We start from the raw sequence: 26,315 nt of genomic DNA, 5'->3' as shown, positions 1-26,315 counted from the left end.
ACGGAAGTAAGGGATAGTGCTATGTCTTTATTTGATGATTTGGATAGTAACGTTAAACAATTGGGTGGCCTCATTGTCTCCTGCCAGCCGGTACCGGGTAGCCCGTTAGATAAACCTGAAATCGTCGCGGCTATGGCGCTGGCGGCGGTCAATACGGGGGCGGTCGCAGTACGAATTGAAGGCCTTAACAACCTGAAGGCGACCCGCGAACTGATTTCAGTACCGATTATTGGCATCATCAAGCGCGATCTGCCGGACTCGCCGGTGCGTATTACGCCATTTCTGGAAGATGTAGACGCGCTGGCGCAGGCGGGGGCGGATATTATCGCCTTCGACGGTACGGAACGCCCGCGTCCGGTTGGCGTTAAGGCAATGATTGACCGAATTCATCAGCGTGGCTGCGCGGCGATGGCAGACTGCTCCAGCCTGGAGGACGGGACTGAGTGCCACAATCTTGGCGCAGACATTATCGGGACAACGATGTCCGGGTATACCACGGATGCGGTACCTACCGAACCGGATTTCCCGCTAGTGCAGGCGCTGAGCGCCAAAGGATACCGGGTCATTGCCGAAGGCCGATTTAACTCCCCGGCGCTGGCGGCGCAGGCGATAAAGCACGGCGCATGGGCGGTGACCGTCGGCTCAGCGATTACGCGTCTGGAACACATCTGCCAGTGGTACCGCGATGCGCTGACTGAGGCTGCGCTATGACCACGCTGGCAATTGATATCGGCGGCACCAAGCTGGCCGCCGCACTGGTCGATACTCAGCATCGCGTGCTGGAAAAACAGACGCTGTCAACGCCAGCCAGCAAAACGCCGGCGGCGCTAACGGAAGCGTTACGCGAGCTGGTTGCGCCTTTCGCAGGCCGGCCCCGGCAGGTAGCGGTCGCCTCCACGGGCATTATTGGTCACGGCGTTCTGACGGCGTTAAACCCGGATAACCTGGGCGGGCTGGCGCAGTTTCCTCTTAGGGACACGCTGGCGCAGCTAACGGGGCTGCCGTGCCTGGCGGTGAACGATGCGCAGGCGGCAGCCTGGGCCGAATATCACGCTCTGGCTGTCGATGCGAGCGAGATGGTCTTCATCACCATCTCTACCGGCGTGGGCGGCGGTATCGTCTGCCACGGTAAGCTCTTGTCCGGCAAGGAGGGGCTGGCCGGACATATCGGCCATACGCTGGCTGACCCGCACGGCCCGCGCTGCGGCTGCGGGCGTATTGGCTGCGTGGAGGCTATTGCATCCGGAAGGGGGATCGCCGCGCTGGCAACTGACGATCTGCAGGGAATGACGGCCAAAACCATTTTTGCTCTTTCGCAGAGCGGCCATTCCCAGGCGACATCCTTAGTTCACCGTTCGGCGCAAACCATCGCCCGGCTGATTGCCGACATGAAGGCCAGCTATAACTGCCAGTATGCCGTCCTGGGCGGCAGTATCGGGCTGGCGCCCGGCTATATTCCTCTGGTTGAAAGATATCTGGCGCAGGAGCCTGCGGTATATCACACCCCTATTGTAGCCGCACACTATCAGCATGATGCCGGGCTGATTGGCGCGGCGTTGTTAGCAGAGGACAAAGCATTATGATTATCGGCGATATCCATCACCCGGAATGCGCAGGACTATCACCCGTTCTGCTTGAGGCTGTGAGGCTGGCCGTTAAGGCCCAGCCGCAGCAGTGTGAACCCGGGCGTTATGATTTACAGGGCGATGATATTTATATGAACGTCATGCGCTTCGCTACGCAGCCGGCGGAAAGTAAAAAAGCGGAGCTGCACGAAAAATTTATTGATATTCAGATCCTGCTGGAAGGCGAAGAAACAATCCATTATGGCGTGGTCGATAGCGCCCGGGAGTGCGAAACATGGCACCACGAGGAGGACTACCGGCTATGTTCAACCATTGCCGACCAGCAGCAGGTAGTGCTGAAGCCCGGTATGTTTGCCATTTTCTTGCCGGGCGAGCCGCATAAGCCAGGCGTGCAGGGCGCAGAGAGCGTTGAGATAAAAAAAACGGTGATTAAAGTTAATCACACGCTGCTGGCCTGACAAGCCTCCGCCGCCCGCCAGACCCGCTGGCGGGACGGTATCCCCTGAATCAAACCCACCATACCGATTTATACGGGCATGAAAAGTGTCTCTTGCGTCTCCCGTTTCCTCTCAGGAAAACATTGTTGTCCAAATGGCAACTCGTACTACCGCACGAACCCCACTATGCTTTACGGCAATCTTATGTGAGGGGTTCTATGGCACGCTTTCTTATCTGCAGTTTTGCGCTGGTTCTGCTTTATCCATCCGGCATCGATATGTATCTGGTCGGCCTGCCGCGCATTGCGCAGGATCTGGGGGCCAGTGAAGCGCAGCTGCACATCGCCTTTTCAGTTTACCTGGCAGGAATGGCCGCGGCGATGCTGTTTGCTGGCCGTATAGCCGACAAATCCGGCCGGAAGCCGGTGGCGATTTTCGGCGCCGTCGTTTTCCTGCTGGCCTCTCTTCTTTGCTCGCAGGCGCAGGGCAGCGCCCATTTCCTGGCCGGGCGTTTTATTCAGGGTATTGGCGCGGGCAGCTGCTACGTGGTCGCCTTTGCGGTATTGCGCGATACCCTGGACGATCGCCGCCGGGCAAAAGTGCTTTCTCTCCTTAACGGTATTACCTGCATTATTCCGGTTCTGGCCCCGGTAATCGGTCATCTGATTATGCTGAAATTCCCCTGGCAGAGCCTGTTCTATACCATGAGCGGCATGGGGGCTCTGGTGGGATTGCTGTCGATATTTGTGTTGCGGGAAACGCGACCAACATCCGTTCCGCACGCGGCAAAGCAGCAAAATATCGTCCCGGAGTCGCTGCTCAATCGCTTTTTCCTCAGCCGAATCGTGATGACTACTCTGAGCGTGACGGCTATTCTGACCTACGTTAACGTCTCACCGGTGCTGATGATGGAGGTGATGGGCTTCGATCGCGGTACCTATTCCATGACCATGGCGCTTATGGCGCTCGTGAGCATGGTGGTTTCGTTTTCGACGCCGTTTGCTCTGACGCTATTTAAACCCCGCACGCTCATGCTGACCTCACAGGCGCTGTTCTTTAGCGCGGGCGTGCTGCTGAGTCTGTCCACCAGCCAGACGGTGACGATGCTGGGGCTGGGACTGATTTGCGCAGGGTTCTCCGCAGGCTTTGGCGTGGCGATGAGTCAGGCCCTCGGGCCATTCACCCTGCGCGCTGGCGTAGCGAGTTCAGTTTTAGGGATAGCTCAGGTTTGCGGCTCTTCTCTGTGGATTTGGCTGGCGGCCATCATCGGACTCAGCGCGATGAATATGCTGATCGGGATACTTATTGCCTGTAGCATAGTGAGCATTGTTCTGATTATGGTCGCCTCTCCGGCGCGGGCCGCGCAACGCTATGAAGAAACCCCTGTCGAGTCTCGATCTTAATCTGCTGCTCTGCCTGCAGCTCTTAACTCAGGAGCTCAGCGTCACCCGCACGGCGAAACGGATGAACGTCTCGCCGTCAGCGGTAAGCAAATCGCTGGCCAAGCTGCGCGCCTGGTTTGACGATCCGCTGTTTGTCAAAACGCCTCTGGGGCTATCGCCCACGCCGCTGATGAGCAGTATGGAGCAGGATCTGGCGGACTGGATGCAGATGGGCAATCAGATCCTTGATAAGCCTCATCACACTATGCCCAGCGGGCTAAAGTTTGAGCTGGCGGCAGAGTCGCCGCTGCTGATGATCCTTCTCAATACGCTTTCGCAGCGGATTTACCAGCGCTATCCTCAGGCGCTGATCCGCCTGCGTAACTGGGATTACGATTCGCTGGATGCGATTATTCGCGGTGAAGTCGATATCGGATTTTGCGGCAGGGAAACACATCCTCGCTCCCGGGAGCAGCTTAGCCTGCTGCCCTGGTATATTGATTTTGAAATCCTGTTTACCGATCTCCCGCAGGTATGGCTGCGCGCCGATCATCCCGCGCTGAGCGAAGAGTGGAATCTGGACACGTTCTTGCGCTATCCGCACATTAATATTTGCTGGGAACAAAGCGACACCTGGGCGCTGGACGATGTCCTGCAGGATCTGGGACATAAACGCACCGTGGCGCTGACCGTTCCGGGTTTTGAGCAGTCGTTATTTATGGCCGCTCAGCCCAATCATACGATGCTGGCCACCGCTCCGCGTTACTGCCAGCGTTACAATCAGCAGCACCACCTGCCGCTGGTTTGCTTACCTCTGCCGCTGGAACCGTCGCAGCTGGAGAAAATACGCGTCCCCTTTACCCTTCTTTGGCATAAGCGCAACAGTTATAACCCGAAGATCGTCTGGCTACGGGAAACGCTCAGGCAGCTCTACGCCGAACCGCTATAGCTCCCGGTTTGCCCCCCTTTGCGCAATAAATTGTAAAATTCACGCAATTTCCCTTTTCAAGAGATGATTTCCACATTAAAACCTGGTAATTCTGAGCGATAATATCATTTGCAGTTTTTATCATTGACCATTAATCACGGAGCGAAGAATGGCAACGCATTTTGCAAGAGGGATACTCAACACCCGGGAGCCGCTATCCACACGCCTGTCAGCGGCCTGTCATCAATCCGCCAGACGCCTGCCTGAGTACCGACAAAGCCGATATCGCGCATCCCGGTCACTCCTCGCAGAACTCCTCTTTATGTTGTACGGCATCAGTGAACTCCCCGAAATTATTGACGAAGAGAATGGAAAACCGGCTTTTCGCGACGAACATCTCCCGCGTTTCTCCATCTCCTATGCCGGAAATATCGTCGGCGTTGCCTTAACCACCGAAGGCGATTGCGGCCTGGATATGGAATTGCCGCACGCTTCCCGCGCGTTACATGCATCGCACGATACAGAACGTTACGTATTTAACAGTAATGAGCGAATATGGATTAGCAATCAGCACGATCCTGACGAAGCGCGCGCGCAGCTTGATGCGTTACGCAAAAGCGTGATGAAGCTGACCGGCGAAACCGCCTTGAACCTGCAGCTTCTCCCGGGCTCCGGACGGTTGCGGACAAGCGGGACGCAGTCAATCGAAGCCGTCTGCGACGCCGAAACGGTGCTGGTCTGGTCTATTGCCGCCAGCCCGGATATTGGCCAGCTAAAAGTCTGGGAATATAACGCGAAAGAGGGTTGGCGCAGCCTGCCTGACGCGCAGACCCGTGCTAAAGAACCATCCGCCCGGCTGATGCGCTTCACCAGTTTACCGGTAGAAAAAGCCTTCTCCCTCAACTGACCGGTGTTCCCGGCCATCATGATGCAAAGGAGCAATCATGTCTGATACGTTGAAAGTTGTTACGTTACTCGGAAGTCTGCGCAAAGGCTCTTTTAATGCCATGGTCGCACGTACCCTGCCCGGCATCGCGCCCGCGGGTATGGAAGTTTCCGCGTTACCGTCCATTGGCGATATTCCTCTCTATGATGCCGACGTGCAGCAGGAAGAGGGTTTCCCACAAAGCGTTCAGGATATCGCGCAGCAAATTCGTGAGGCGGATGGCGTGGTTATCGTTACGCCGGAATATAACTACTCGGTGCCCGGCGGCCTGAAAAACGCCATCGACTGGCTGTCTCGTCTCCCGGAACAACCGCTATCCGGCAAGCCGGTTCTGATCCAGACCAGCTCTATGGGGGCCATTGGCGGCGCGCGCTGCCAGTATCATCTGCGTCAGATTCTGGTATTCCTCGATGCGATGGTGATGAATAAGCCCGAGTTTATGGGCGGCGTGATTCAGAATAAAGTGGATCCGCAGGAGGGGAAAGTTGTCGATCAGGGCACGCTCGATCATCTGACCGGGCAGCTTAGCGCTTTTGCCGAGTATATTCAGCGAGTTAAGGCCTGAATAAAAAGGGATGTCACCCCGCCCCTCTCCCTCGCGGAGAGGGTGTAAACGCTAAAGCCCTTTTCACAGAAAAGGGCTTACTGTTTATTTCGCGTCAATAAACACAATCTTCAGCACGAACAGCAGTGAAACTACAATAACGCACGGGCTGAGATCGCGCAGCCGGCCGGTGCCAATCTTCATCACGCAATAAGAGATAAAGCCTAAGGCAATACCTTCTGTAATGGAGAAGCTAAACGGCATCATCACGGCGGTAATAAACGCAGGAACGGATTCGGTTAAATCATCCCACTTCACGCGCGCCAGGCTGGACGTCATCAGGACGCCAACGTAAATCAGCGCGCCGGCTGCGGCATAAGGAGGGACCATGCCCGCCAGCGGCGACAGGAAGATCACCAGCAGGAACAAAATGCCCACCACCACGGCGGTTAAGCCGGTACGGCCGCCCACGGAAACCCCAGAGGAAGATTCAATATAGGCAGTGACGGAAGAGGTACCGATAAAAGACCCCGCAACGGAGGATACGCTATCGACAAACAGCGCCTGCTTCATACGCGGGAACTTGCCCTTAGCATCGGCCAGGCCGGCCTTGTCGGTTACGCCGATCAGGGTGCCGGAGGAGTCGAACAGGTTCACCAGCATAAACGAGAAGATCACTCCTGCCAGGCCAAGATTCAGCGAACCTGCCAGGTCAACATGGCCAATGACCGTCGTTACGCTCGGCGGCATGGAAACGATGCCGCTGTAGTGAACGTCACCCAGCATCCAGCCCAGCAAAGTGGTGACCACGATAGAAACCAGCACCGCCGCGTGGATGTTGCGGGAAGCCAGAATAGCAATAATAAAGAAGCCAAGAATACCCAGCAGCACGCTGTGAGACGTCAGGTTGCCGATACTCACCAGGGTTTCCGGGTTGGCGACGATAACGCCCGCGTTTTTCAGGCCCATCATACCGATAAACAGGCCGATACCGCTGGTGATACCAATACGCAGGCTAACCGGGATATTCGCAATCATCCAGTAGCGCACGCGGAAAATCGTCAGCAGGAGCAGGCCAACGGCGCCCCAGAAAATCGCGCCCATCCCGACCTGCCAGGGCAAGCCCATCGCCTGTACCACGACAAAAGCAAAGAAGGCGTTTAGCCCCATCGCCGGCGCCAGGGCCACCGGAAGGTTCGCGAACAGCCCCATCATGATGCTGCCGAATGCAGCAATCAGACAGGTTGTGACGAAAACGGCGCTGGTATCCATACCCGCCACGCCGAGGATCTGTGGGTTAACGAAAACGATGTACACCATCGTCAGAAAGGTGGTGAAACCTGCAATCGCTTCGGTGCGTGCCGTCGTGCCGTGTTCACGCAGTTTGAACACGCGCTCCAGCAGACCCTGGCCAGAAGACTGGCTGGTTTGTTGTTGACTCATTATCGGTTTCCGAACAAAGGAGGGAAAATTCGTCGCTATCCTATACCAAAATGCGACAATAAGGGCGGTTGTGAGATACTTTTTTTCATCGATTTTGCTTATACGGCAACGATTGCGTCTCACAAATCAGCAAGACGAAAACGTTAACTTATTAAAATGGAAACGACATGACCCAACCAGAAGCAGTATTTTTCGACTGTGACGGCACGCTGGTCGACAGCGAGGTGATCTGCTCCCGCGCCTACGTTCACATGTTCAGGGAATTCGGCATTACGCTGGATTTAGAGGAGATTTTTAAGCGCTTCAAGGGCGTAAAGCTGTACGAGATTATCGACACCATTAACGCGGAGTACGGCGTTAATCTGGATAAGGCGACCCTTGAGCCGGTGTACCGCGATGAAGTCGCCCGCCTGTTTGATAGCGAACTGGAAGTCATCTCTGGCGCCCAGGCGCTACTGGACGCGGTCAGCGTGCCGATGTGCGTGGTCTCCAACGGTCCGGTGAGCAAAATGCAGCACTCTCTGGGTAAAACCGGAATGCTGCACCATTTTCCCGAGCGTCTTTACAGCGGCTATGATATTCAGCGCTGGAAGCCCGATCCGGCCCTGATGCTGCATGCCGCAAAAGCGATGAACGTTAACGTCGAAAACTGCATTCTGGTTGATGATTCCAGCGCAGGCGCGCAGTCAGGGATTGCCGCCGGAATGGAGGTGTTCTACTTCTGCGCCGATCCGCATAATAAGCCGATCGACCATCCGAAGGTGACGACCTTTACCCGCCTGGAAGAGCTACCTGAACTATGGCAAGCGCGCGGCTGGAATATAACGCGATAAACCCGGAGCGTAGCGCTATCAGGACGCGTCCCGCCTGCGCTACGCTGAAAGTGGATTACGGTTGTCTCAATTCCGCAGCCGCCGCTTTATCAGCCACTATCACCAGGGATGGATGCAGTTTCAGCACTGATGCCGGAACCCGCTCGCTGACTTCGCCTTCAATCACCTCTTGTAGCGCCCGCGCCTTTGCGGCGCCGCTGACGATAAGCAGCAGGTTTTTCGCCGCCATAACGCTTTTCGGCCCCATCGTGACGTAGCTATCCGGCACCGCAGAGAAGTCGCCGCCCATTTCGCCGTGAGCGACAAGGCCCACCATATCTCCGACGATAGGGACTTCCACCGTCGCATCGTGGAAGCGCGTGGTATTCGGCAAGTTACCGCAAAAATGGCCGTCGGCGCCGAGGCCCATCACCATCAGATCGAGGCCCCCTTCTTCCTGTAATCGCTGGTCGTGATGCATAAAGTTTTCATGGCTGAGCTTGTGAATGTTCTCTTCCGGGATCTGAGCGGGAGTAAAAAACAGATTGCGCAAATTGGAAATGGTCACGCCTTCACGATCCTGTCCACGGAATGGGATCTCGTCAAAGTTGTAATAATGGACTTGAGAATAGAACGGTTTACCTTTAATCGCGGCCGTCAGATATTCATACATTTTTTTCGGCGTACTGCCTGCCGTCACCGCCAGATTCACCCTGCGCGGCGCGGTGATATAGCCCAGAACGTGATGGCTGGCGACCAGGCTCATCTCCGCATAATCTTCCGTCACGATTAATTTCATATTGTCTCCCTCAAGGTATTGAAGATAAGGAGCCAGCAAACTGGCCCCTTAATTTTATTTGAACAACTTCTGAACGAACTCGGCGTAGGCCGGGCGCCAGACGTCCATTTCATGGTTGAGGCCCGGATACTCATGGTAATCAAAGTTGATTTTCTGCTTCTCCAGCTCCGCTTTCAGGCCGGCGATATCTTTACCGGTGACCACGTCTTTCTCACCCACGACGACGGTAAAGTTACGCAGCTGCTTGTTGATCGCCTGCGGCTGGTTTAGCTGTGCTTCAACGCCGGCATCCGGTACCGTCGTTGTCGTTACGCCGCTGAAGGTTGCCAGCCAGCCGAAGCTCTCCAGATGGTTCATTCCGGAGACCAACGCCTGATAACCGCCCTGCGACAGCCCGGCAAGCGCCCGGCCATCCGCGTCTTTACGCACGTTAAAGCGCTCATCAATCAGCGGAATAATATCGTTCATCAGCTCTTTATCAGCCGCTTTCGCATTCAGCGGATAGAAGGTTTTACGCCGCTCCTGCGGCGGGAAGTTTTCCGCAACCGCTTCAGGAATATCGGTTTCGGTATCCGGCACCACTACCAGCATGGGCTTGATTTTGCCTTCCGCCAGCAGGTTATCCATGATTTGCGGGATACGTCCCTGATCGATAGCCGACAGGCCGCTGTCGCCAAAACCGTGATAGAAGTAGAGCACCGGCAGCGGCTCGCCGCTACCGGTATAGCCTGGCGGCGTCCACACGTAGGCGCGACGCTCAGAATTCAGGGCCTTTGAGTGATAGGTCAGAGTTCGTAGCTCGCCGTGAGCCACCGCGCGATCGTCAAGAATGCTGCCGGGAACCAGAATCAGGCTGGTATTCACCTGTCGCTGCGGTTTTTGATAGCGGCTACCGGTGTCGACAGAACGGAATCCGTCGACATCGAAATAATATTCGTAAAGGTTCGGGGTCATCGCTTCGCTTTTCCATGTCCAGATCCCCTGCTCGTCTTTGGTCATATCATGGGAGACGAAGGTATCCGGCGTTGCCCCCGTTACCACGGATACCCGTTTTGCATCCGGGGCAAACAGGCGGAAGGTAATGCTCTTATCGCCGTTAACCTGGGTAATATACTGGCTGACCGGGATCGCCGCGCTCGGGGTGGCCGGGAATGGCGCGGCATGAGCGGTAAATGCAGCGCCTGCCAGCGCCAGAGCGAAGTAAATAGCATGTCGTTTCATCGATATTCCTCTTGAGAATTTGTCCTGACCGGAACCAGCCTTACCACCAGATTTCAGCCTGGGCGCCTACGGCAAACTGGTCGTTCTTACCGTCTTCAAAAATGCTGCGAGTATTGCTGTTGGCTGCCTTATCCAGGTCGATATCCTGCGCTTTAATATAAGTCGCATAGAAACGAATTTCCGGGCGGGAGGTCAGCATACTGGTATTCACTTTAAAGGTATGGAACAGGGTGGTTTTGTAGCCGGATTCGTTATATTTCTTGCCGGTGATATCTTTGTTCTGCTGCTTGAAATAGCCCAGCTCAACGCCGGTCTGGTTATATTTATCCCAAATCCAGGCCGGGCGCACGACGGCGCGAATAGACTCAAAATCAGAGTGCGCGCCGGTCTCGTAGCTGTAGACATCATTACCAAAAGAGTAAACGATGGCGTTCGCCAGAATGATGTCATCACTCAAATAGGTTTCTCCCTGAGAGGTCAAACGAACGGCGGTGCCGTTGGTGTGATCGCCATAGTATCTGCCGTTAAAGGTGGTATACGGGCTGGATCCCGCGTAGCGCGAGAAGCTGCTGGCGATGGAGTTATTTGCCAGCAGGAAGGAAAATTCGTTAAATCCGCCGTTATCAAACTTCTGCGTTAACGACGTTCCCGCCATCCAGGTATCTTTCCATTCATAATATCCATTATTACCTTCATTATATTTCTCAGATGAGCTCTGATTGGCCGCGACATAACGACCGCTGACCATCAGTGATGCTTTATCCCAAAGAGGGATCTCTTTATAACGAATATCAATAGTATTGGTGTTAATTTGCTGGCTTTTGGTCAACGTGCGGTTGTAGTCATCGACGTCCTCGCGCACCAGCGCGATATCAAATTTACCCGCGCCCACTTTCCAGTTTTCAAGACCAATGCCTGCTGCGGCATCGGTTCTCTGCGTTTTCCAGTCCAGCATCTGGATTTCAATTTTCGGCGCGCCGTGCTTACCCACCCAGAAATCCGCCTCCGGTGCGAATGGCAGGAAACCTTTGGTATTTACGTACATATCAGAGAACTGCATATAGTTCTCGCCGCCAGCGTTATCGCCAAACCAGCCGGAGGAATACTGCTGCCCGACGTTACCGTCAAGCATCACGATGGCATCAACCCGCTTATTGTCTTCCTGATAGACCCGCTGCTTAAGCTGTAAATCAAACCAGCCAGAGTATTCATTACCGAAGCGACCGAGCGAGCCAATCGCCCAGGACTTTGGTGAACCATGAGATGCGGTCCCCCAGCCGGAACGGTAATAGCCGTTATAGCTGAAGCCAATTTCATCCTTCACAAACTTGCTGAAATCCTTCATTGTCATCGAGCTATAAATGGACTCGCCATTCGCCGCGGGCTGTTCGTTTTTCACCAGAACCGCGGCTGGTTTTTCTGCGCCGCCGGCCGGTGCGGGAGCGCTGGCAACCTGCGTAGAAGCACGTTGTGTGTTGGTACCGGACTGCGTATTGGCGATCCAGATTTGATTTCTGGCTTTCTCTTCATCTTTATATTTTTTAAGTTCGGACTGCGTATCTTTAAGCGCCTTTTCCAGAAGCTCAAGGCGCTGTTCGACCGTTAGCGATTCCGCCAGAGCATGCGTCGAATAAGCGAGCGGTGCCATAATAAGTATGGCAGATGTAATCAGATTTTTTTTAAACATAAGTTCCCTTTATATAAACATGAGTGCAATTGAATATCGCGAAAAAATAACAACCTGCGTGAAGGCATGGTGTATTCTCAGACATCCTTGCATCGCATAAAAAAACCTGAAGAAAACTCCCTGTATAAAACAGAGGCGATTTTCTTCAGGTTTTGCCCGCACGGCGGTAACAATCCCATTCATTTACTGCGGGTGGATTATTTGGCAAAAAAAAACCTGACATCACCCGGTTAACGGTGATGTCAGGTTTTGCCTGCTTACGCAGTAACAATCCAGCGTACTTATTCGGGCCCTGTAACGACAAGTCACCCGATTAATGAACCACATTGTTACGCTATAAAAATCAAACCACAATTGGCGAAATTATTATTTGTGATGAAAATCGCATCAATTTTTGCGAATAAAAAAAATAGCCACTGCATTAATCATAACTAATTCTGATATATCCTTATATCAGAATTAGTCTCTGTGATTCATTACTCTTTAGGATCTTTTCCCGCCAGCAGTTTATCCAGTTCGTCGCCGCCAACGTGACGGAAATCCTGACCTTTAACGAAGTAGAAAATATATTCGCAGATATTCTGGCAGCGGTCGCCAATACGCTCAATCGAGCGGGCGCAGAACAGCGCGGTCAGGACGCTGGGAATAGTGCGCGAATCTTCCATCATATAGGTCATCAGCTGGCGCACGATGCCTTCATATTCCTGGTCGACTTTCTTATCTTCACGATAAATCCGCACCGCTTCATCAAGGTCCATACGGGCAAAAGCATCCAGCACATCGTGCAGCATCTGCACGGTATGGCGCCCCAGCGATTCCAGACTCACCAGCAGCGGCTGGTGCTGCTGGGAGAACTTTTCCAGCGCTGTGCGGCAGATTTTATCCGCAACGTCACCGATACGTTCCAGTTCGGCGATGGTTTTGATAATCGCCATCACCAGGCGCAGGTCGCTGGCGGTCGGCTGACGCTTGGCGATGATGCGCACGCAGGCTTCATCGATCGCCACTTCCATCATATTGACCTGCTTATCGCCGTCGATAACGCGCTTTGCCAGTTCGCTGTCCTGGTTATGCATCGCGGTGATAGCATCAGAAAGCTGCTGCTCCACCAGCCCACCCATGGTCATGACCTGGGTGCGGATGTACTCCAGTTCGGCATTGAACTGGCCGGAAATATGTTTATTAAGATTTAGGTTATCCATGGTATCTCCTGATTGCCCAATAGGTTAGAGCCTGAAAGCAGAAGGGCAATCAACCGTAGCGGCCAGTAATATAATCTTCAGTTTGCTTCTTAGCGGGTTTGGTAAACAGATCGTCCGTGTTGCTGAATTCAATCAGCTCGCCAAGATACATAAACGCCGTATGGTCGGAGCAACGCGCGGCCTGCTGCATGTTGTGAGTCACGATAACGACGGTGTAATCCTGTTTCAGTTCGGTGATCAGCTCTTCAATACGCCCGGTAGAGATCGGGTCCAGCGCCGAACAGGGCTCATCCAGCAGCAGCACTTCCGGACGAATAGCGATACCGCGCGCGATACACAGACGCTGCTGCTGACCGCCGGAGAGAGAATATCCGCTCTGATGCAGTTTATCTTTGGTTTCATTCCATAATGCGGCTTTGGTCAAAGCCCACTGCACTCGCTCGTCCATATCCGCGCGGGAGAGTTTCTCGAACAGACGCACGCCAAAGGCGATATTGTCATAGATAGACATCGGGAACGGCGTCGGCTTCTGGAATACCATGCCGACTTTGGCACGCAGCAGCGCGATATCCTGGGTATTGGTCAGAATATTATCGCCATCCAGCAGAATTTCACCTTCTGCACGCTGCTCCGGGTACAGCTCAAACATTTTGTTGAACGTACGCAGCAGCGTGGATTTACCGCAGCCTGACGGACCGATAAACGCCGTCACCTGGTTTTTTGTGATATCCAGGTTGATGTTTTTCAGGGCATGGAATTTTCCGTAGTAGAAGTTCAGGTTACGAACTGAAAGCTTACCCGGGGTCGTATTCACCATACTCATCTCGTTCTTTTCCTCGTTCGGCGCCGCGTTTCGCCGCGCCGCAAAAATTAACCGTGTTTATTCTTCGCGAAAATAACGCGCGCCAGAATGTTCAGCAGCAATACGCACAGGGTGATAATCAATACCCCGGCCCATGCCAGTTGCTGCCACTCCGCAAAGGGACTCATGGCAAATTTGAAAATCGTTACCGGCAGGTTAGCGATCGGCTGCATCATGTCGGTGCTCCAGAACTGATTGGAGAGCGCGGTGAACAGCAGCGGCGCCGTTTCCCCGGCGATACGGGCAATGGCCAGCAGGATACCGGTCATAATGCCGGAGACCGATGCTTTCAGGGTGATCGCAGAAATCATTCGCCACTTTGGCGTACCGAGCGCATAGGCCGCTTCGCGCAGGCTATCCGGCACCAGCTTCAGCATATTTTCAGTAGTACGAATCACGATAGGCACCTGCAGCAGCGCCAGCGCAATCACGCCCGCCCAGCCGGAAAAGTGCTGCATTTGCGCAACGACGATGGTGTATACAAACAGACCGACCACAATCGACGGCGCGGAAAGCAGGATGTCGTTAATAAAACGAATGACTTCAGCCAGCCAGGATTTACGGCCATATTCCGCCAGATAAATCCCCGCCAGAATGCCCAGAGGGGTACCGATAACCGTCGACCACAGGATCAACAATCCGCTACCTGCCAGGGCGTTCGCCAGACCGCCGCCCGCCGTATTAGGCGGCGGCGTCATTTCGGTAAACAGCGCCAGGCTCATGCCGTCGATGCCGCGAGTGACGGTGGACATCAGGATCCAGATAAGCCAGAACAGGCCAAACGCCATGGTCGCCATCGATAGCGTCAGGGCGAGGCGGTTTTTCATGCGGCGTTTCGCCTGCATTTTGCGACGGGATTCCGCCAGCTCTGCGGTGGTTTGTAATTCAATCGTCGCCATTAGCGTGCCCCCTCGTTCTTAGCCAGGCGCATGATCATAAACTTTGATGCGGCCAGAACAATAAAGGTGATAACGAACAGAATCAGACCCAGTTCCATCAAGGCTGCAACGTGCAGTCCGGTTTCCGCTTCGGCAAACTCATTCGCCAGCGCGGAGGTGATGCTGTTACCTGGCATATACAGCGAAGCGCTATCGAGCTGGTAGGTGTTGCCGATAATAAAGGTTACCGCCATGGTTTCCCCCAGCGCGCGCCCCAGTCCGAGCATCACCCCGCCAATCACGCCGTTTTTGGTAAAGGGCAGAACGATACGCCAGATAACTTCCCATGTTGTACAACCGATACCGTATGCGGACTCTTTCATCATTACCGGCGTCTGTTCAAAAACGTCACGCATAACGGCAGCGATGTAAGGAATGATCATGATGGCCAGAATGACGCCGGCCGCCAGAATGCCGATACCAAACGCCGGACCCGCAAAGAGCGCGCCAACGAACGGAATGGTCGACAAAACGTTGCCAACCGGCTCCTGAAAGTAAGTCGCAAACAGTGGAGCGAAAATAAACAGACCCCACATGCCGTAAACGATACTGGGGATGGCGGCCAGCAGTTCAATAGCGATACCCAGCGGGCGCTTCAGCCAGGCGGGTGAAAGTTCCGTCAGGAACAGCGCGATACCGAAGCTCACCGGTACGGCGATCAGCAGCGCGATAAATGAGGTGACCAGCGTCCCGTAAATGGGCACCAGGGCGCCGAAAATCTGGTTTGGCGCATCCCACTCTTTGGTCCACAGAAAGGCAAAGCCAAATTTCTCAATGCTTGGCCAGGACGAGATGATAAGGGAGACGATGATGCCGCCAAGCATCAATAGCACAATCAGCGCCGCCAGTTTTACCAGCACGCTGAAAATTATGTCACCCTTTTTCCCCGGAGGGTTAAATGCCGGCTTGGTTGCAGCCATACGTTACTCTTCAGTTTCGGGCCAGAAAAAATCGTAGTTTACTGATCTTTCTGGCAAAGGTAATGCCATACCCTAAATAATTCGAGCTGCAGGCAGGTAGCAAGCTTGTTCACCCTGGTCACATAGCGTATCTATGCTCCCGGGATGAACAAGCGCTGCCATCGTCCCTGTAACTCGACGTAAGACGGGTATTAGTACAGCGCTTTACCGCTGCTGTCCTTTACGTTGGTCTTCCATGCTGCGCGAACTTGCTCAACCACGCTATCCGGCAGGGTGGCATAATCCAGCGCATTAGCTTCTTTACCGCCGTTCTTATACGCCCAGTCGAAGAACTTCAGCACTTCAGCGGTTTGCTCTGGCTTGTTGGAAGCCTTGTGAACCAGGATGAAGGTGGTAGAAGTGATCGGCCAGGCATTGTCGCCTTTCTGGTTAGTCAGATCCTGTGCAAAGGATTTGCTCCAGTCGATTTCTTTCGCCGCGTTAGCGAAGTTGTCTTCCGTCGGGCTCACCGGCTTGCCATCGGCAGACAGCAGTTTGGTATAAGCAAGGTTGTTCTGTTTCGCGTAGGCATATTCTACGTAGCCGATTGAGCCCGGCAGACGCTGAACGAACGCGGCGATGCCGTCGTTGCCTTTACCGCCCAGCCCGGTCGGCCAGTTAACGGTTGAACCCGCGCCGACTTTAGATTTCCACTCTTCGTTCACCTTCGCCAGGTAGCTGGTGAAAACGAAGGAGGTGCCGGAGCCATCCGCACGGCGAACAACCGCGATGTTCTGAGAAGGCAGCTTCATACCTGGGTTGAGCTTAGCAATCGCTTCGTCATCCCATTTTTTGATTTTGCCCAGGTAGATATCACCCAGCGTTTTACCGTCAAGCACCAGCTCGCCTGATTTCACGCCAGGCAGGTTGATCGCCAGCACCACGCCGCCGATCACGGTCGGGAACTGGAACAGACCTTCCTGAGCCAGTTTGTCGTCAGCCAGAGGGGCATCAGAGGCACCGAAATCTACGGTGTTGGCCGTAATTTGTTTTACGCCGCCAGAGGAGCCGATACCCTGGTAATTGATTTTATTACCCGTTTCCTTGTTATAGGTATCTGCCCATTTGGCATACACCGGCGCGGGGAAAGTTGCGCCAGCGCCAGTCAGGCTTGCTGCTGCAAAAACAGAGAAAGCACTCATCGATAAGGTCGCGGCGACAACTGTTGCGACGGTGGTACGCATAACGTTCATAATGTCTCCTGCTGGATTCGTAAACCATTGTTTCGAAGCTATGGTGAGCAAAATAGGACAAACAGGTGACAGTAAAATGTACGAATTATTACAGTTTTATGACAAGCCAAAAGGCGGGATTTTACGATAAATAAAAACAATACAAATCATATTGTTAATAAAGATAATGAGGAAAATATTGCCGAAAAATTTTATTTTTATGACGGCAAAAAAGCGTCGCAAAAATGACAGACTGTCATAAAGCGGGTGGGATCTCGCCGTTCGCCGCAAATAAAAAGGGCTGCCGGATGGCAGCCCTGTCACGATGTAAAAACCGTTATTCCACGGTCACCGATTTCGCCAGGTTACGCGGCTGATCGACGTCAGTTCCTTTGATCAGCGCGACGTGATAAGCCAGCAGCTGCAGCGGTACAGTATAGAAGATTGGCGCGATCACCTCTTCAACGTGCGGCATCTCAATGATGTGCATATTATCGCTGCTGGTGAAACCCGCATCGCCGTCAGCAAAGACGTACAGCTGGCCGCCGCGGGCGCGAACCTCTTCAATGTTAGATTTCAGCTTTTCCAGCAGTTCGTTGTTCGGCGCGACCACAACCACCGGCATTTCTGCATCAATCAGCGCCAGCGGACCGTGCTTCAGCTCGCCAGCGGCATAGGCTTCCGCGTGAATATAGGAGATCTCTTTCAGCTTCAGCGCCCCTTCAAGGGCAATGGGGTACTGATCGCCACGTCCGAGGAACAGCGCGTGATGTTTATCAGAGAAATTCTCAGCCAGCGCCTCAATGCGCTTGTCCTGCGAGAGCACCTGCTCAATGCGGTTCGGCAGCGCCTGCAGGCCATGCACGATATCGTGTTCAATCGCGGCATCCTGGCCCTTAAGACGCGCCAGTTTCGCCACCAGCATCAGCAGAACGGTCAATTGCGTAGTGAAGGCTTTAGTCGAAGCGACGCCGATTTCCGTCCCGGCATTGGTCATCATCGCCAGATCGGACTCCCGCACCAGTGATGAACCCGGCACGTTACAAATCGCCAGCGAGCCCAGATAGCCCAGCTCTTTCGACAGGCGCAGACCTGCGAGGGTGTCCGCCGTTTCGCCGGACTGCGAGAGGGTGATCATCAGGCTGTTGCGACGCACGGCCGATTTACGATAGCGGAACTCAGAAGCGATTTCGACATCACACGGCACACCGGCCAGCGATTCAAACCAGTAACGGGAAACCATTCCTGAGTTGTAGGAGGTACCGCAGGCGATGATCTGAATATGCTCGACCTGAGACAGCAGCTCGTTAGCCTGCGGGCCCAGTTCGCTTAAATCAACTTCACCGTGGCTAATGCGCCCGGAGAGGGTATTTTTGATCGCGTTCGGCTGCTCGTAGATCTCTTTCTGCATATAGTGGCGATAGATACCTTTATCGCCTGCATCGTACTGCAGACTGGATTCAATATCCGGGCGCAGCACTTCGGCGCCGGATTTATCAAAGATAGTGACCGAACGACGGGTGACTTCCGCAATATCCCCCTCTTCGAGGAAGATAAAGCGGCGGGTAACCGGCAGGAGCGCCAGCTGATCGGAGGCAATGAAGTTTTCTCCCATCCCCAGGCCAATAACCAGCGGGCTGCCCGAACGAGCGGCCAGCAGCGTACCCGGATCGCGGGAATCCATAATCACGGTACCGTAAGCGCCGCGAAGCTGCGGGATAGTCCGCAGAACAGCATCACGCAGGGTGCCGCCTTGTTCCAGCTCCCAGTGAACCAGATGCGCAATAACTTCGGTGTCAGTCTCGGAGGCGAAAACGTAGCCCCGCGACTGCAACAGCTCGCGCAGCGGCTCATGGTTCTCGATAATTCCGTTATGCACGACCACAATATGGTCAGAAACATGCGGATGCGCGTTGCCTTCAGAGGGTTCGCCGTGCGTCGCCCAGCGGGTATGGGCAATTCCCGTCCCACCGTGCAACGGATGTTCCTCCAACGCCTGGGCCAGCATCTGGACTTTCCCAAGGCGACGAACGCGGTTCATATGACCTTCGTTATCGACGACTGCCAGACCGGCGGAGTCATAACCGCGGTATTCCAGACGACGTAAACCTTCGAGAAGGATTTCAGCAATATCACGCTGCGCGACTGCGCCAACAATTCCACACATAGTTTTTCATTCCGATTTTGGCTGTATGCCATACGTTGTCGGTCAACCTGTTTACCCGTTTTTCCGGGCGCCCCGAGCCTTGTAGAGAGTGGGGTTATTTTTATGGGCACTGCCGTGGGGGGAGGATTATTTTATCCCCTCACCCCGCTCTTTCCCCCAAAAGGGCGAAAGAGAAAAGCGTTAATTCTTCTTCACCGGGCGCTGCCAGCCCTGTTTATGAACCTGCGGCACGCGGCTTAAAACTAACTCATCGTCGGCAACGTTGCGCGTTACCGTCGTTCCTGCAGCAATGGTGACTCCCTTGCCGATGGTCACGGGAGCGACCAGCTGGCTGTCCGAACCAACAAACACGTCATCGCCGATCACCGTTTTATGTTTATTTGCGCCATCATAGTTACAGGTGATGGTGCCGGCGCCGATATTGACGTTATCGCCAATCTCAGCGTCTCCGAGGTAGGAAAGATGCCCGGCTTTCGTGCCTCTCCCCAGACGCGCCTTTTTAATTTCGACAAAGTTACCGACGTGCGCGCCTTCCAGGAGCTCCGCGCCAGGGCGCAGCCGTGCGAATGGCCCGATAGTACAGGCGGCCTCAAGATGAGCATCTTCCACTACGGTATAAGGACTGATCTCGCAGTCATCGCCAATGGTACTGTTCTTGATCACGCAGCCGGAGCCGATCTTCACCCGATTGCCCAGAACAACATGCCCCTCGAGAATAACGTTAGTATCTATTTCGACATCGCGCCCGTGTTTCAGCACGCCGCGCAGGTCAAAACGCGCCGGATCGCGAAGCATTACGCCTGCGAGCAGAAGTGCCTCCGCCTTTTCAGACTGCCAGACGCGTTCCAGGCGGGATAGCTGCAGCCGGTTATTCACGCCTTCCACTTCGCTTAGGCGCTGAGGATGGACTGCCGCGATTTCGCGACCTTCGGCATAGGCCATGGCGATAATATCGGTAATGTAATATTCGCCCTGCACGTTGTTATTGGTCAGCTTAGCCAGCCAGCGTTTGAGATCCGCCCCGTTGGCGACCAGAATTCCGGTATTAATTTCCTGAATCCGACGCTGCTCTTCGCTGGCGTCTTTATGCTCAACAATGCCGGTTACCGCACCGTTATGGCGCGTAATGCGGCCATAGCCGGTCGGATCGTCCAGCTTCACCGTCAGCAAACCGATGCCGCCCTGCGGTTTCGCTTCTCGCAGGCGCTTTAATGTTTCGACGGAAATCAACGGTACATCGCCGTACAGCATGAGGATATCTTCATCATCTTTGAAGAACGGCGCCGCCTGCTGCATGGCGTGGCCGGTACCCAGCTGTTCAGCCTGTAAGATCCAATTTAGCTTATCTTCGTGCAGCGTCTGGCGAAGGAGATCGCCGCCGTGCCCGTAGACCAAATGGACAGCGGAAGCACCTAATTCTTTAGCCGTATCAATGACATGCTGAACCATTGGCTTGCCGGCCAGCGAATGCAGCACCTTGGGAAGATCGGAATACATGCGGGTACCCTTGCCTGCGGCAAGAATCACCACGCTCATCGGACTGTTTGACATACGCATCCTGACTGCTGTTAGAACGAAAAGTAAAAGCCTTTCACGTTGAAATATCTACATATTTTTCATCATGAAACGAGACGGAGATAAAACGCGCAGGCTTCACGCAATACATCATTTTAGGGGGCTATTTTTAGTCAGCGCAAACCCGTTTCGCGCAAAAAAATCATTTTTATGAGGGGGTGGCCAGGCTATCCCTCTGCTTTTGCTGTTTTTTTGGCGGGTAAATAAAGAAAACCCATAAAATAAAACGCAGTTTTAATATTCATTAATTGTGACGTGATAAATAGAAACGCCATTTCATTTTCCTGATAATGCCGATTAATAATTACCCAGGAGAAAAGAATGAATAACAAAATACCTTTGGCATTAACCCTTTGCAGTACGATGATCGCGCTACCGCTGCAGGCCAACGAAGGCCCTCAGTGGCGCGCTATCGCCTTCGGGCAATCCACGGACAGCAATTTTTCCTCGAATGTTCTGCCTGAAAAGATTGGCGTCAATGATGTCACTATCGCCGGTAAAAAACTGACGCCGCAGGACGTCGCCGATCTCAGCCAACCCATTACTATTGAAAGCCGGGGAGGTAAAATTGCCAACTCCCACGACGGACTGACCTTCTTTTATACCCAACTTCCGACCAGCCAGAATTTTATCCTGCAGGCAACGGTGACCGTCAATCAGTTTGGCCCGGAAAATGGCGCTCGCCCGGCAGCACAGGAAGGGGCAGGACTGCTGGTGCGCGATGTAATAGGAGTTCCGCGTCAACAGCCGCTGAAGGTCGGTTATGAAGAGTTCCCGGCGGCGTCCAATATGGTGATGAACGCCATTATGACGCAGGATAAAAAAGATCACTCGCATATTAAGCTGCAGGCTATCAGCCGGGAAGGGATAACCCAACCGTGGGGCAATGCGGGGGCATCAATAAAGCGTCAGAGTTATAAAGAAAAAATCGATATACAGCAAACGCCGACGTTCCAGCTCAGGCTGGAACGCACCAACGACGGGTTTATTACTTCCTGGGCAGCTACGGGCAGTGAAAAATGGGTAAGCCAGCAGGTTCCTCACGCCGATCTGATTGCTCAACAGGATAAAGAACATTACTACGTCGGTTTTTTTGCTTCTCGTAACGCTAAAATCACCGTCAGCAACGCCTCGCTCACCACGTCAGCGGCAAATACTGTTCCCTCTGCGCCGTACATCGCTAAAAGCTGGCCGCCGGTCATGCAAATTGCCTCGGGAACAAAAAGCCAGGACAAAAAGTACATCCTACAGGCGCGTACCAATAGTGACGGGCGCATCACCGTTCGCCAGGATGAAGTGGTGATCGGGCAGGATAAAGCCGTGAAAGCCGGTGAGATGTTTACCCAGCCTGCCGTTCTGAAAGATAAAAGCACGTTCGAAGTTACCTTTACGCCGACCACCAGCGCAAAAACGCTGACCCAGACGCTGACGGTGGAACAGAGTGCCAATATCACAGGCAATACGCTCTATGCTGCACCTGAGGGGCAAGCGCAGGCCAAAGGCACGGCAGAGTCGCCGTTGGATTTAGCCTCCGCCGTCGAGCTCGTACCCGCTGGCGGGGAAATTATATTAGCCGCCGGAGACTACCCGCAAACCGTCATCCCTCTGAGCGCCAGCGGCCTGAAAGACAAAACCAAGACCCTGAAAGCCGCCGGTAAAGCGGTAATACACGGGCTACTGCTGGATGCCAGCTACTGGCATATCGTTGGAGTAGATATTACGGATAAGAGCCTGCGCATACAGGGTAGCCATAACCTGATTGAGAACGTCACCGCTTATCGTAACGATGATACCGGCATTCAAATTTCCTCACCGGCGGATGTAGGACGCCCGCTGTGGGCCAGCTATAACCGGGTGGTGAATTCAGAATCCTTTAGCAACGAAGATCCAGGAAAAATAAACGCCGATGGCTTCGCTGTAAAAATGCGCGTAGGAGAGGGGAACCGGCTGGAAGGCTGTTACTCGCACGATAACATCGACGACGGTTTCGATCTGTTTAATAAGATTGAGGACGGTGCAAACGGCGTTGTGGTGATCGAGAACTCTATTGCCCGCAATAATACCAGCAACGGTTTTAAGCTCGGCGGGGAAGGGCAGCCGGTTGCTCATGAGGTACGTAACAGCATCGCCATCGGGAACCATCTCGACGGTTTCACCGACAACTTCAATCCCGGCAAGCTGGTAGTGGTCAACAACGTCGCGGTGGATAACCAGCGCTTTAACTACCTGTTCCGCCCAAGCCCATACGGCGCGCCGGAAACCCAGGGCACGTTCAGCGAGAACCTTTCCTTACGTAGCCAGCCGGGGAAATATGACGATGCCGTTGTCGGGAATATCGACGATAGCAACTACTTTATCCACGGTGGTAAAAGCATCAACGCTCAAGGAAAAAGCATTAACAGCGCCGATTACCAGACTCTGGCGCTGCCTGACCCGCTAATACGTGAGGCTGACGGCAGCTTCAATACCGGTAACTTCCTCAGCCGTAATTAACCCCGCTATACGTGAAAAACATAAAGGTCGCCCTGGGGCGACCTTTTCACTTTCTGTCTGTTTCACACCGCATGTGTTGTCGTTTTAGTTAGCGGTACAGCGCAAAAACAGCCTGGAAAGTTGACTTCTTAGTGGTTGAACGTACCGAAGGTTACGTTCATAGCACTGAAGAAAGCGACGATTTTATTAAGCAGTTTCATGATCTCTTCCTGGATAGTGATTACGTTTTATGATGCATTTTTTGTGACTTACATCACAAAACAAAGTCTACGCTGCATTCTCCAAACGATCAACAAAAATGAGATGTTCATCACAAATTTTTTAAACCATCTTTTTAGTTTTGTTATTTCTGAAACGAAGCCATAAAAAAAGCCAGCCTGGAAACCAGACTGGCTTTTTAACTTTCAAGCCGGTGTTACATCGCTTTTTTGGTCAACTCGATAACGCGCAGTTTAGCGATCGCTTTGGCCAGTTCCGCGGACGCCTGAGCGTAATCCACGTCACCATGAGAGCTCTTAATGTGCTCTTCAGCCTTACGTTTCGCTTCCAGGGCTCGCGCTTCGTCGAGATCCTGGCCACGAATTGCCGTATCAGCCAGAACGGTCGTGCTACCCGGCTGCACTTCAAGAATGCCGCCTGACAGGTAGATAAATTCTTCGTGACCGTGCTGCTTAACGATGCGAATCATACCAGGCTTAATGGCGGTGAGCAGCGGCGCGTGCCCCGGGTAAATACCCAGTTCACCTTCGCTACCCGTTACCTGGATTTTCTCGACCAGACCAGAGAACATTTGTTTCTCTGCGCTGACGACGTCCAGGTGGTAAGTCATTGCCATATCACCCTCCGATTAAGGCGTTAAAGTTTTTTGGCTTTTTCCACGGCTTCGTCGATAGAACCGACCATGTAGAACGCCTGCTCCGGCAGGTGATCGTATTCGCCTTCCATGATGCCTTTAAAGCCACGGATGGTGTCTTTCAGGGAGACGTATTTGCCCGGAGAACCGGTAAATACTTCTGCCACGAAGAACGGCTGGGACAGGAAGCGCTGAATCTTACGTGCGCGAGCTACCACCAGTTTATCTTCTTCAGACAGTTCATCCATACCCAGGATGGCGATAATGTCTTTCAGTTCCTGATAACGCTGCAGGATGGACTGAACGCCACGAGCGGTGTCGTAGTGCTCCTGGCCAACAACCAGCGGATCCAGCTGACGGCTGGTGGAGTCCAGCGGGTCAACTGCCGGGTAAATCCCCAGAGAAGCGATCTGACGGCTCAGTACCACGGTTGCGTCAAGGTGCGCAAAGGTGGTGGCTGGAGACGGGTCAGTCAAGTCATCCGCAGGTACGTATACCGCCTGTACGGAAGTGATAGAACCCGTTTTGGTGGAGGTGATACGTTCCTGCAGAACGCCCATCTCTTCCGCCAGAGTCGGCTGGTAACCTACCGCTGAAGGCATACGACCCAGCAGTGCGGATACTTCAGTACCGGCCAGGGTGTAACGATAGATGTTATCGACGAACAGCAGAACGTCACGACCTTCGTCACGGAACTTCTCAGCCATGGTCAGGCCGGTCAGCGCAACGCGCAGACGGTTTCCCGGCGGCTCGTTCATCTGGCCATACACCAGGGATACTTTATCGATAACGTTGGAGTCGGTCATTTCGTGGTAGAAGTCGTTACCCTCACGAGTACGTTCACCTACGCCCGCAAACACGGAGTAACCGGAGTGCTCGATCGCGATGTTACGGATCAGCTCCATCATGTTTACGGTTTTACCTACACCCGCACCACCGAACAGACCAACTTTACCGCCCTTCGCAAACGGACACATCAGGTCGATAACTTTGATGCCGGTTTCCAGCAGTTCCTGAGAGTTTGACAACTCTTCGTAGGAAGGCGCTGCGCGGTGAATCGCCCAACGCTCTTCTTCGCCGATGTCGCCTTTCATGTCTACCGGTTGGCCCAGTACGTTCATGATACGACCCAGCGTTGCTTTACCTACCGGGACTTCGATCGGATGCTCGAGGTCTTTGACTTCCAGACCGCGACGCAGACCGTCGGAAGAACCCATGGCGATGGTACGAACAATACCGCCGCCGAGCTGCTGCTGAACTTCCAGCACCAGATTCTCACTACCATTTTGTACCTCAAGAGCCTCGTACACGCGCGGTACGGCATCCTGAGGGAATTCGACGTCGACCACGGCGCCGATTACCTGGACAATTTTTCCAGTAGCCATCTTGAATCCTCTACGAATTAACCTGGTTATACCGCGGATGCTCCACCGACGATCTCGGTGAGTTCCTGAGTAATGCTGGCCTGACGAGCTTTGTTGTATACCAACTGCAGCTCTTTAATCAGGCTGCCGCCATTGTCGGTCGCGGCTTTCATCGCCACCATACGTGCGGCCTGCTCGCTGGCCAGGTTTTCTACCACGCCCTGATAAACCTGAGATTCCACATAACGACGCAGCAGGGTATCCAGCAGCGCTTTCGGATCGGGTTCATACAGGTAATCCCAGGATTTACGCTTCAACTCACCATCTTCTGAAGCCGGTAACGGCAGCAGCTGAGTAATGGTTGGAACCTGAGACATGGTGTTAATAAATTTGTTGCTGACAATATACAGCTTGTCCAGACGGCCTTCATCGTAGGCCTGCAACATCACTTTTACCGGACCGATCAGTTCGGACAGGGATGGGTTATCCCCCATACCCGTCACCTGGGCGACAACATTACCGCTAACGGAATTAAAGAAAGACACGCCCTTCGAGCCGATCATTGCGAGTTCGCACTGAACGCCTTTATCGGACCATGCTTTCATTTCCGCCAGCAGCTTTTTGAACAGGTTAATGTTCAAGCCACCACACAGACCACGGTCGGTAGACACCACCAGGTAGCCCACGCGTTTAACGTCGCGTTCTTCCAGGTAAGGGTGCTTATATTCCAGATTACCGTTCGCAAGGTGACCGATCACTTTGCGCATCGTATCTGCATAAGGACGGCTGGCTGCCATGCGCTCCTGCGATTTACGCATTTTGGAAGCGGCGACCATTTCCATCGCTTTAGTGATCTTTTGCGTGTTCTGGACGCTTGCGATCTTACTACGTATCTCTTTTGCGCCGGCCATGAGCTTCTCCTCAATGCCTTGCGGCCTGCCCTAA

The 26,315-nt window shown here is 53.7% G+C and carries 23 protein-coding genes; 9 read left to right on the top strand and 14 right to left on the bottom strand.

From position 1 onward, the window contains the following. Positions 1-21: 21 nt before the first annotated feature. From KO1_RS06105 to KO1_RS06075, 7 genes are all read left to right on the top strand, one after another. Positions 22-711 (top strand): N-acetylmannosamine-6-phosphate 2-epimerase, encoded by a 690-nt coding sequence (locus KO1_RS06105; RefSeq protein ID WP_064406861.1) that lies wholly within the window; start codon positions 22-24, stop codon positions 709-711. Further along, the gene (nanK, locus tag KO1_RS06100) at positions 708-1,583 is read left to right on the top strand and encodes an N-acetylmannosamine kinase (RefSeq protein WP_024274849.1); all 876 of its coding nucleotides are present in this window, start codon (positions 708-710) and stop codon (positions 1,581-1,583) included. Before KO1_RS06105 ends, nanK begins: the two co-directional genes overlap by 4 nt. Then, positions 1,580-2,044 (top strand): N-acetylneuraminate anomerase, encoded by a 465-nt coding sequence (nanQ, locus tag KO1_RS06095; RefSeq protein ID WP_024274850.1) that lies wholly within the window; start codon positions 1,580-1,582, stop codon positions 2,042-2,044. The genes nanK and nanQ overlap by 4 nt, the downstream gene beginning before the upstream one ends. Positions 2,045-2,241: 197 nt before the next feature. Continuing rightward, on the top strand, positions 2,242-3,426 hold the full coding sequence (locus KO1_RS06090) for an MFS transporter (RefSeq protein WP_004107222.1): 1,185 nt from the start codon (positions 2,242-2,244) through the stop codon (positions 3,424-3,426). Next, a complete protein-coding gene (gene yidZ / locus KO1_RS06085) occupies positions 3,395-4,354 on the top strand; it encodes an HTH-type transcriptional regulator YidZ (RefSeq protein WP_004107223.1) in 960 nt (319 codons plus the stop codon). The genes KO1_RS06090 and yidZ overlap by 32 nt, the downstream gene beginning before the upstream one ends. Before the next feature lie 301 nt (positions 4,355-4,655). Then, complete coding sequence (locus KO1_RS06080) at positions 4,656-5,240, top strand: 4'-phosphopantetheinyl transferase family protein (RefSeq protein ID WP_372586801.1); 585 nt, start codon at positions 4,656-4,658, stop codon at positions 5,238-5,240. Positions 5,241-5,277: 37 nt separating this feature from the next. Beyond that, entirely contained in the window at positions 5,278-5,844 is a 567-nt protein-coding gene (locus tag KO1_RS06075) for an NADPH-dependent FMN reductase (protein WP_004116720.1), read from the top strand. 84 nt (positions 5,845-5,928) lie between these two features. Here the strand turns inward: KO1_RS06075 and adeP are convergent, their stop codons facing one another. Further along, positions 5,929-7,266, bottom strand: coding sequence for an adenine permease AdeP (gene adeP / locus KO1_RS06070; RefSeq protein ID WP_004116723.1), 1,338 nt, complete (start codon positions 7,264-7,266; stop codon positions 5,929-5,931). A 167-nt stretch (positions 7,267-7,433) separates the two neighbouring features. Between adeP and yieH the strand changes: the two genes are divergently transcribed. Further along, a complete protein-coding gene (yieH, locus tag KO1_RS06065) occupies positions 7,434-8,099 on the top strand; it encodes a 6-phosphogluconate phosphatase (RefSeq protein ID WP_004107237.1) in 666 nt (221 codons plus the stop codon). A gap of 55 nt (positions 8,100-8,154) precedes the next feature. Here yieH and KO1_RS06060 read toward each other — a convergent pair whose 3' ends face one another. From KO1_RS06060 to glmU, 10 genes are all read right to left on the bottom strand, one after another. Then, positions 8,155-8,877, bottom strand: coding sequence for a glucosamine-6-phosphate deaminase (locus KO1_RS06060; protein WP_004107241.1), 723 nt, complete (start codon positions 8,875-8,877; stop codon positions 8,155-8,157). Positions 8,878-8,931: 54 nt separating this feature from the next. After that, positions 8,932-10,098, bottom strand: a complete 1,167-nt coding sequence (locus tag KO1_RS06055) for an alpha/beta hydrolase-fold protein (RefSeq protein WP_024274851.1) — start codon at positions 10,096-10,098, stop codon at positions 8,932-8,934. Between the two features lie 40 nt (positions 10,099-10,138). Continuing rightward, entirely contained in the window at positions 10,139-11,785 is a 1,647-nt protein-coding gene (locus KO1_RS06050) for a carbohydrate porin (protein WP_004107248.1), read from the bottom strand. A gap of 476 nt (positions 11,786-12,261) precedes the next feature. Beyond that, complete coding sequence (phoU, locus tag KO1_RS06045) at positions 12,262-12,987, bottom strand: phosphate signaling complex protein PhoU (protein ID WP_004107251.1); 726 nt, start codon at positions 12,985-12,987, stop codon at positions 12,262-12,264. Between the two features lie 49 nt (positions 12,988-13,036). Beyond that, a complete protein-coding gene (gene pstB / locus KO1_RS06040) occupies positions 13,037-13,810 on the bottom strand; it encodes a phosphate ABC transporter ATP-binding protein PstB (RefSeq protein WP_004107254.1) in 774 nt (257 codons plus the stop codon). A gap of 47 nt (positions 13,811-13,857) precedes the next feature. Continuing rightward, positions 13,858-14,748, bottom strand: a complete 891-nt coding sequence (gene pstA / locus KO1_RS06035) for a phosphate ABC transporter permease PstA (RefSeq protein WP_004107257.1) — start codon at positions 14,746-14,748, stop codon at positions 13,858-13,860. Further along, entirely contained in the window at positions 14,748-15,707 is a 960-nt protein-coding gene (gene pstC / locus KO1_RS06030; protein ID WP_004107261.1) for a phosphate ABC transporter permease PstC, read from the bottom strand. The genes pstA and pstC overlap by 1 nt, the downstream gene beginning before the upstream one ends. A 191-nt stretch (positions 15,708-15,898) precedes the next feature. Continuing rightward, positions 15,899-16,939, bottom strand: coding sequence for a phosphate ABC transporter substrate-binding protein PstS (gene pstS, locus KO1_RS06025; RefSeq protein ID WP_004107263.1), 1,041 nt, complete (start codon positions 16,937-16,939; stop codon positions 15,899-15,901). A gap of 316 nt (positions 16,940-17,255) precedes the next feature. Beyond that, a complete protein-coding gene (gene glmS / locus KO1_RS06020) occupies positions 17,256-19,085 on the bottom strand; it encodes a glutamine--fructose-6-phosphate transaminase (isomerizing) (RefSeq protein ID WP_004107265.1) in 1,830 nt (609 codons plus the stop codon). A 180-nt stretch (positions 19,086-19,265) separates the two neighbouring features. After that, entirely contained in the window at positions 19,266-20,636 is a 1,371-nt protein-coding gene (glmU, locus tag KO1_RS06015) for a bifunctional UDP-N-acetylglucosamine diphosphorylase/glucosamine-1-phosphate N-acetyltransferase GlmU (protein ID WP_024274852.1), read from the bottom strand. Positions 20,637-20,981: 345 nt separating this feature from the next. Here glmU and KO1_RS06010 point away from each other — a divergent pair, with 345 nt between their 5' ends. After that, positions 20,982-23,153, top strand: a complete 2,172-nt coding sequence (locus tag KO1_RS06010) for a right-handed parallel beta-helix repeat-containing protein (RefSeq protein ID WP_004107271.1) — start codon at positions 20,982-20,984, stop codon at positions 23,151-23,153. A 415-nt stretch (positions 23,154-23,568) separates the two neighbouring features. On the opposite strand, the gene KO1_RS06005 is transcribed toward KO1_RS06010, so the two are convergent. The 3 genes from KO1_RS06005 to atpG are packed head-to-tail and all read right to left on the bottom strand — an operon-like array spanning position 23,569 to position 26,281. Continuing rightward, positions 23,569-23,988: a F0F1 ATP synthase subunit epsilon gene (locus KO1_RS06005; protein WP_004107274.1), complete on the bottom strand. Its 420-nt coding sequence runs from the start codon at positions 23,986-23,988 to the stop codon at positions 23,569-23,571. Between the two features lie 20 nt (positions 23,989-24,008). Then, complete coding sequence (gene atpD, locus KO1_RS06000) at positions 24,009-25,391, bottom strand: F0F1 ATP synthase subunit beta (RefSeq protein WP_004107276.1); 1,383 nt, start codon at positions 25,389-25,391, stop codon at positions 24,009-24,011. A gap of 26 nt (positions 25,392-25,417) precedes the next feature. Then, positions 25,418-26,281, bottom strand: coding sequence for a F0F1 ATP synthase subunit gamma (atpG, locus tag KO1_RS05995; protein WP_004107278.1), 864 nt, complete (start codon positions 26,279-26,281; stop codon positions 25,418-25,420). Positions 26,282-26,315 lie beyond the last annotated feature (34 nt).

The sequence above is a fragment of the Klebsiella oxytoca NBRC 105695 genome (assembly GCF_001598695.1).
Lineage (GTDB): Bacteria > Pseudomonadota > Gammaproteobacteria > Enterobacterales > Enterobacteriaceae > Klebsiella > Klebsiella oxytoca.
This window is presented reverse-complemented; position numbering and strand designations above follow the sequence as displayed.

Bases quoted from the DNA above. Each gene is read 5' to 3' on its own strand.
- KO1_RS06105 (WP_064406861.1), top strand. From the start codon at position 22: ATGTCTTTATTTGATGATTTGGATAGTAACGTTAAACAATTGGGTGGC.
- nanK (WP_024274849.1), top strand. From the start codon at position 708: ATGACCACGCTGGCAATTGATATCGGCGGCACCAAGCTGGCCGCCGCA.
- nanQ (WP_024274850.1), top strand. From the start codon at position 1,580: ATGATTATCGGCGATATCCATCACCCGGAATGCGCAGGACTATCACCC.
- KO1_RS06090 (WP_004107222.1), top strand. From the start codon at position 2,242: ATGGCACGCTTTCTTATCTGCAGTTTTGCGCTGGTTCTGCTTTATCCA.
- yidZ (WP_004107223.1), top strand. From the start codon at position 3,395: ATGAAGAAACCCCTGTCGAGTCTCGATCTTAATCTGCTGCTCTGCCTG.
- KO1_RS06080 (WP_372586801.1), top strand. From the start codon at position 4,656: ATGTTGTACGGCATCAGTGAACTCCCCGAAATTATTGACGAAGAGAAT.
- KO1_RS06075 (WP_004116720.1), top strand. From the start codon at position 5,278: ATGTCTGATACGTTGAAAGTTGTTACGTTACTCGGAAGTCTGCGCAAA.
- adeP (WP_004116723.1), bottom strand. From the start codon at position 7,266: ATGAGTCAACAACAAACCAGCCAGTCTTCTGGCCAGGGTCTGCTGGAG.
- yieH (WP_004107237.1), top strand. From the start codon at position 7,434: ATGACCCAACCAGAAGCAGTATTTTTCGACTGTGACGGCACGCTGGTC.
- KO1_RS06060 (WP_004107241.1), bottom strand. From the start codon at position 8,877: ATGAAATTAATCGTGACGGAAGATTATGCGGAGATGAGCCTGGTCGCC.
- KO1_RS06055 (WP_024274851.1), bottom strand. From the start codon at position 10,098: ATGAAACGACATGCTATTTACTTCGCTCTGGCGCTGGCAGGCGCTGCA.
- KO1_RS06050 (WP_004107248.1), bottom strand. From the start codon at position 11,785: ATGTTTAAAAAAAATCTGATTACATCTGCCATACTTATTATGGCACCG.
- phoU (WP_004107251.1), bottom strand. From the start codon at position 12,987: ATGGATAACCTAAATCTTAATAAACATATTTCCGGCCAGTTCAATGCC.
- pstB (WP_004107254.1), bottom strand. From the start codon at position 13,810: ATGAGTATGGTGAATACGACCCCGGGTAAGCTTTCAGTTCGTAACCTG.
- pstA (WP_004107257.1), bottom strand. From the start codon at position 14,748: ATGGCGACGATTGAATTACAAACCACCGCAGAGCTGGCGGAATCCCGT.
- pstC (WP_004107261.1), bottom strand. From the start codon at position 15,707: ATGGCTGCAACCAAGCCGGCATTTAACCCTCCGGGGAAAAAGGGTGAC.
- pstS (WP_004107263.1), bottom strand. From the start codon at position 16,939: ATGAACGTTATGCGTACCACCGTCGCAACAGTTGTCGCCGCGACCTTA.
- glmS (WP_004107265.1), bottom strand. From the start codon at position 19,085: ATGTGTGGAATTGTTGGCGCAGTCGCGCAGCGTGATATTGCTGAAATC.
- glmU (WP_024274852.1), bottom strand. From the start codon at position 20,636: ATGTCAAACAGTCCGATGAGCGTGGTGATTCTTGCCGCAGGCAAGGGT.
- KO1_RS06010 (WP_004107271.1), top strand. From the start codon at position 20,982: ATGAATAACAAAATACCTTTGGCATTAACCCTTTGCAGTACGATGATC.
- KO1_RS06005 (WP_004107274.1), bottom strand. From the start codon at position 23,988: ATGGCAATGACTTACCACCTGGACGTCGTCAGCGCAGAGAAACAAATG.
- atpD (WP_004107276.1), bottom strand. From the start codon at position 25,391: ATGGCTACTGGAAAAATTGTCCAGGTAATCGGCGCCGTGGTCGACGTC.
- atpG (WP_004107278.1), bottom strand. From the start codon at position 26,281: ATGGCCGGCGCAAAAGAGATACGTAGTAAGATCGCAAGCGTCCAGAAC.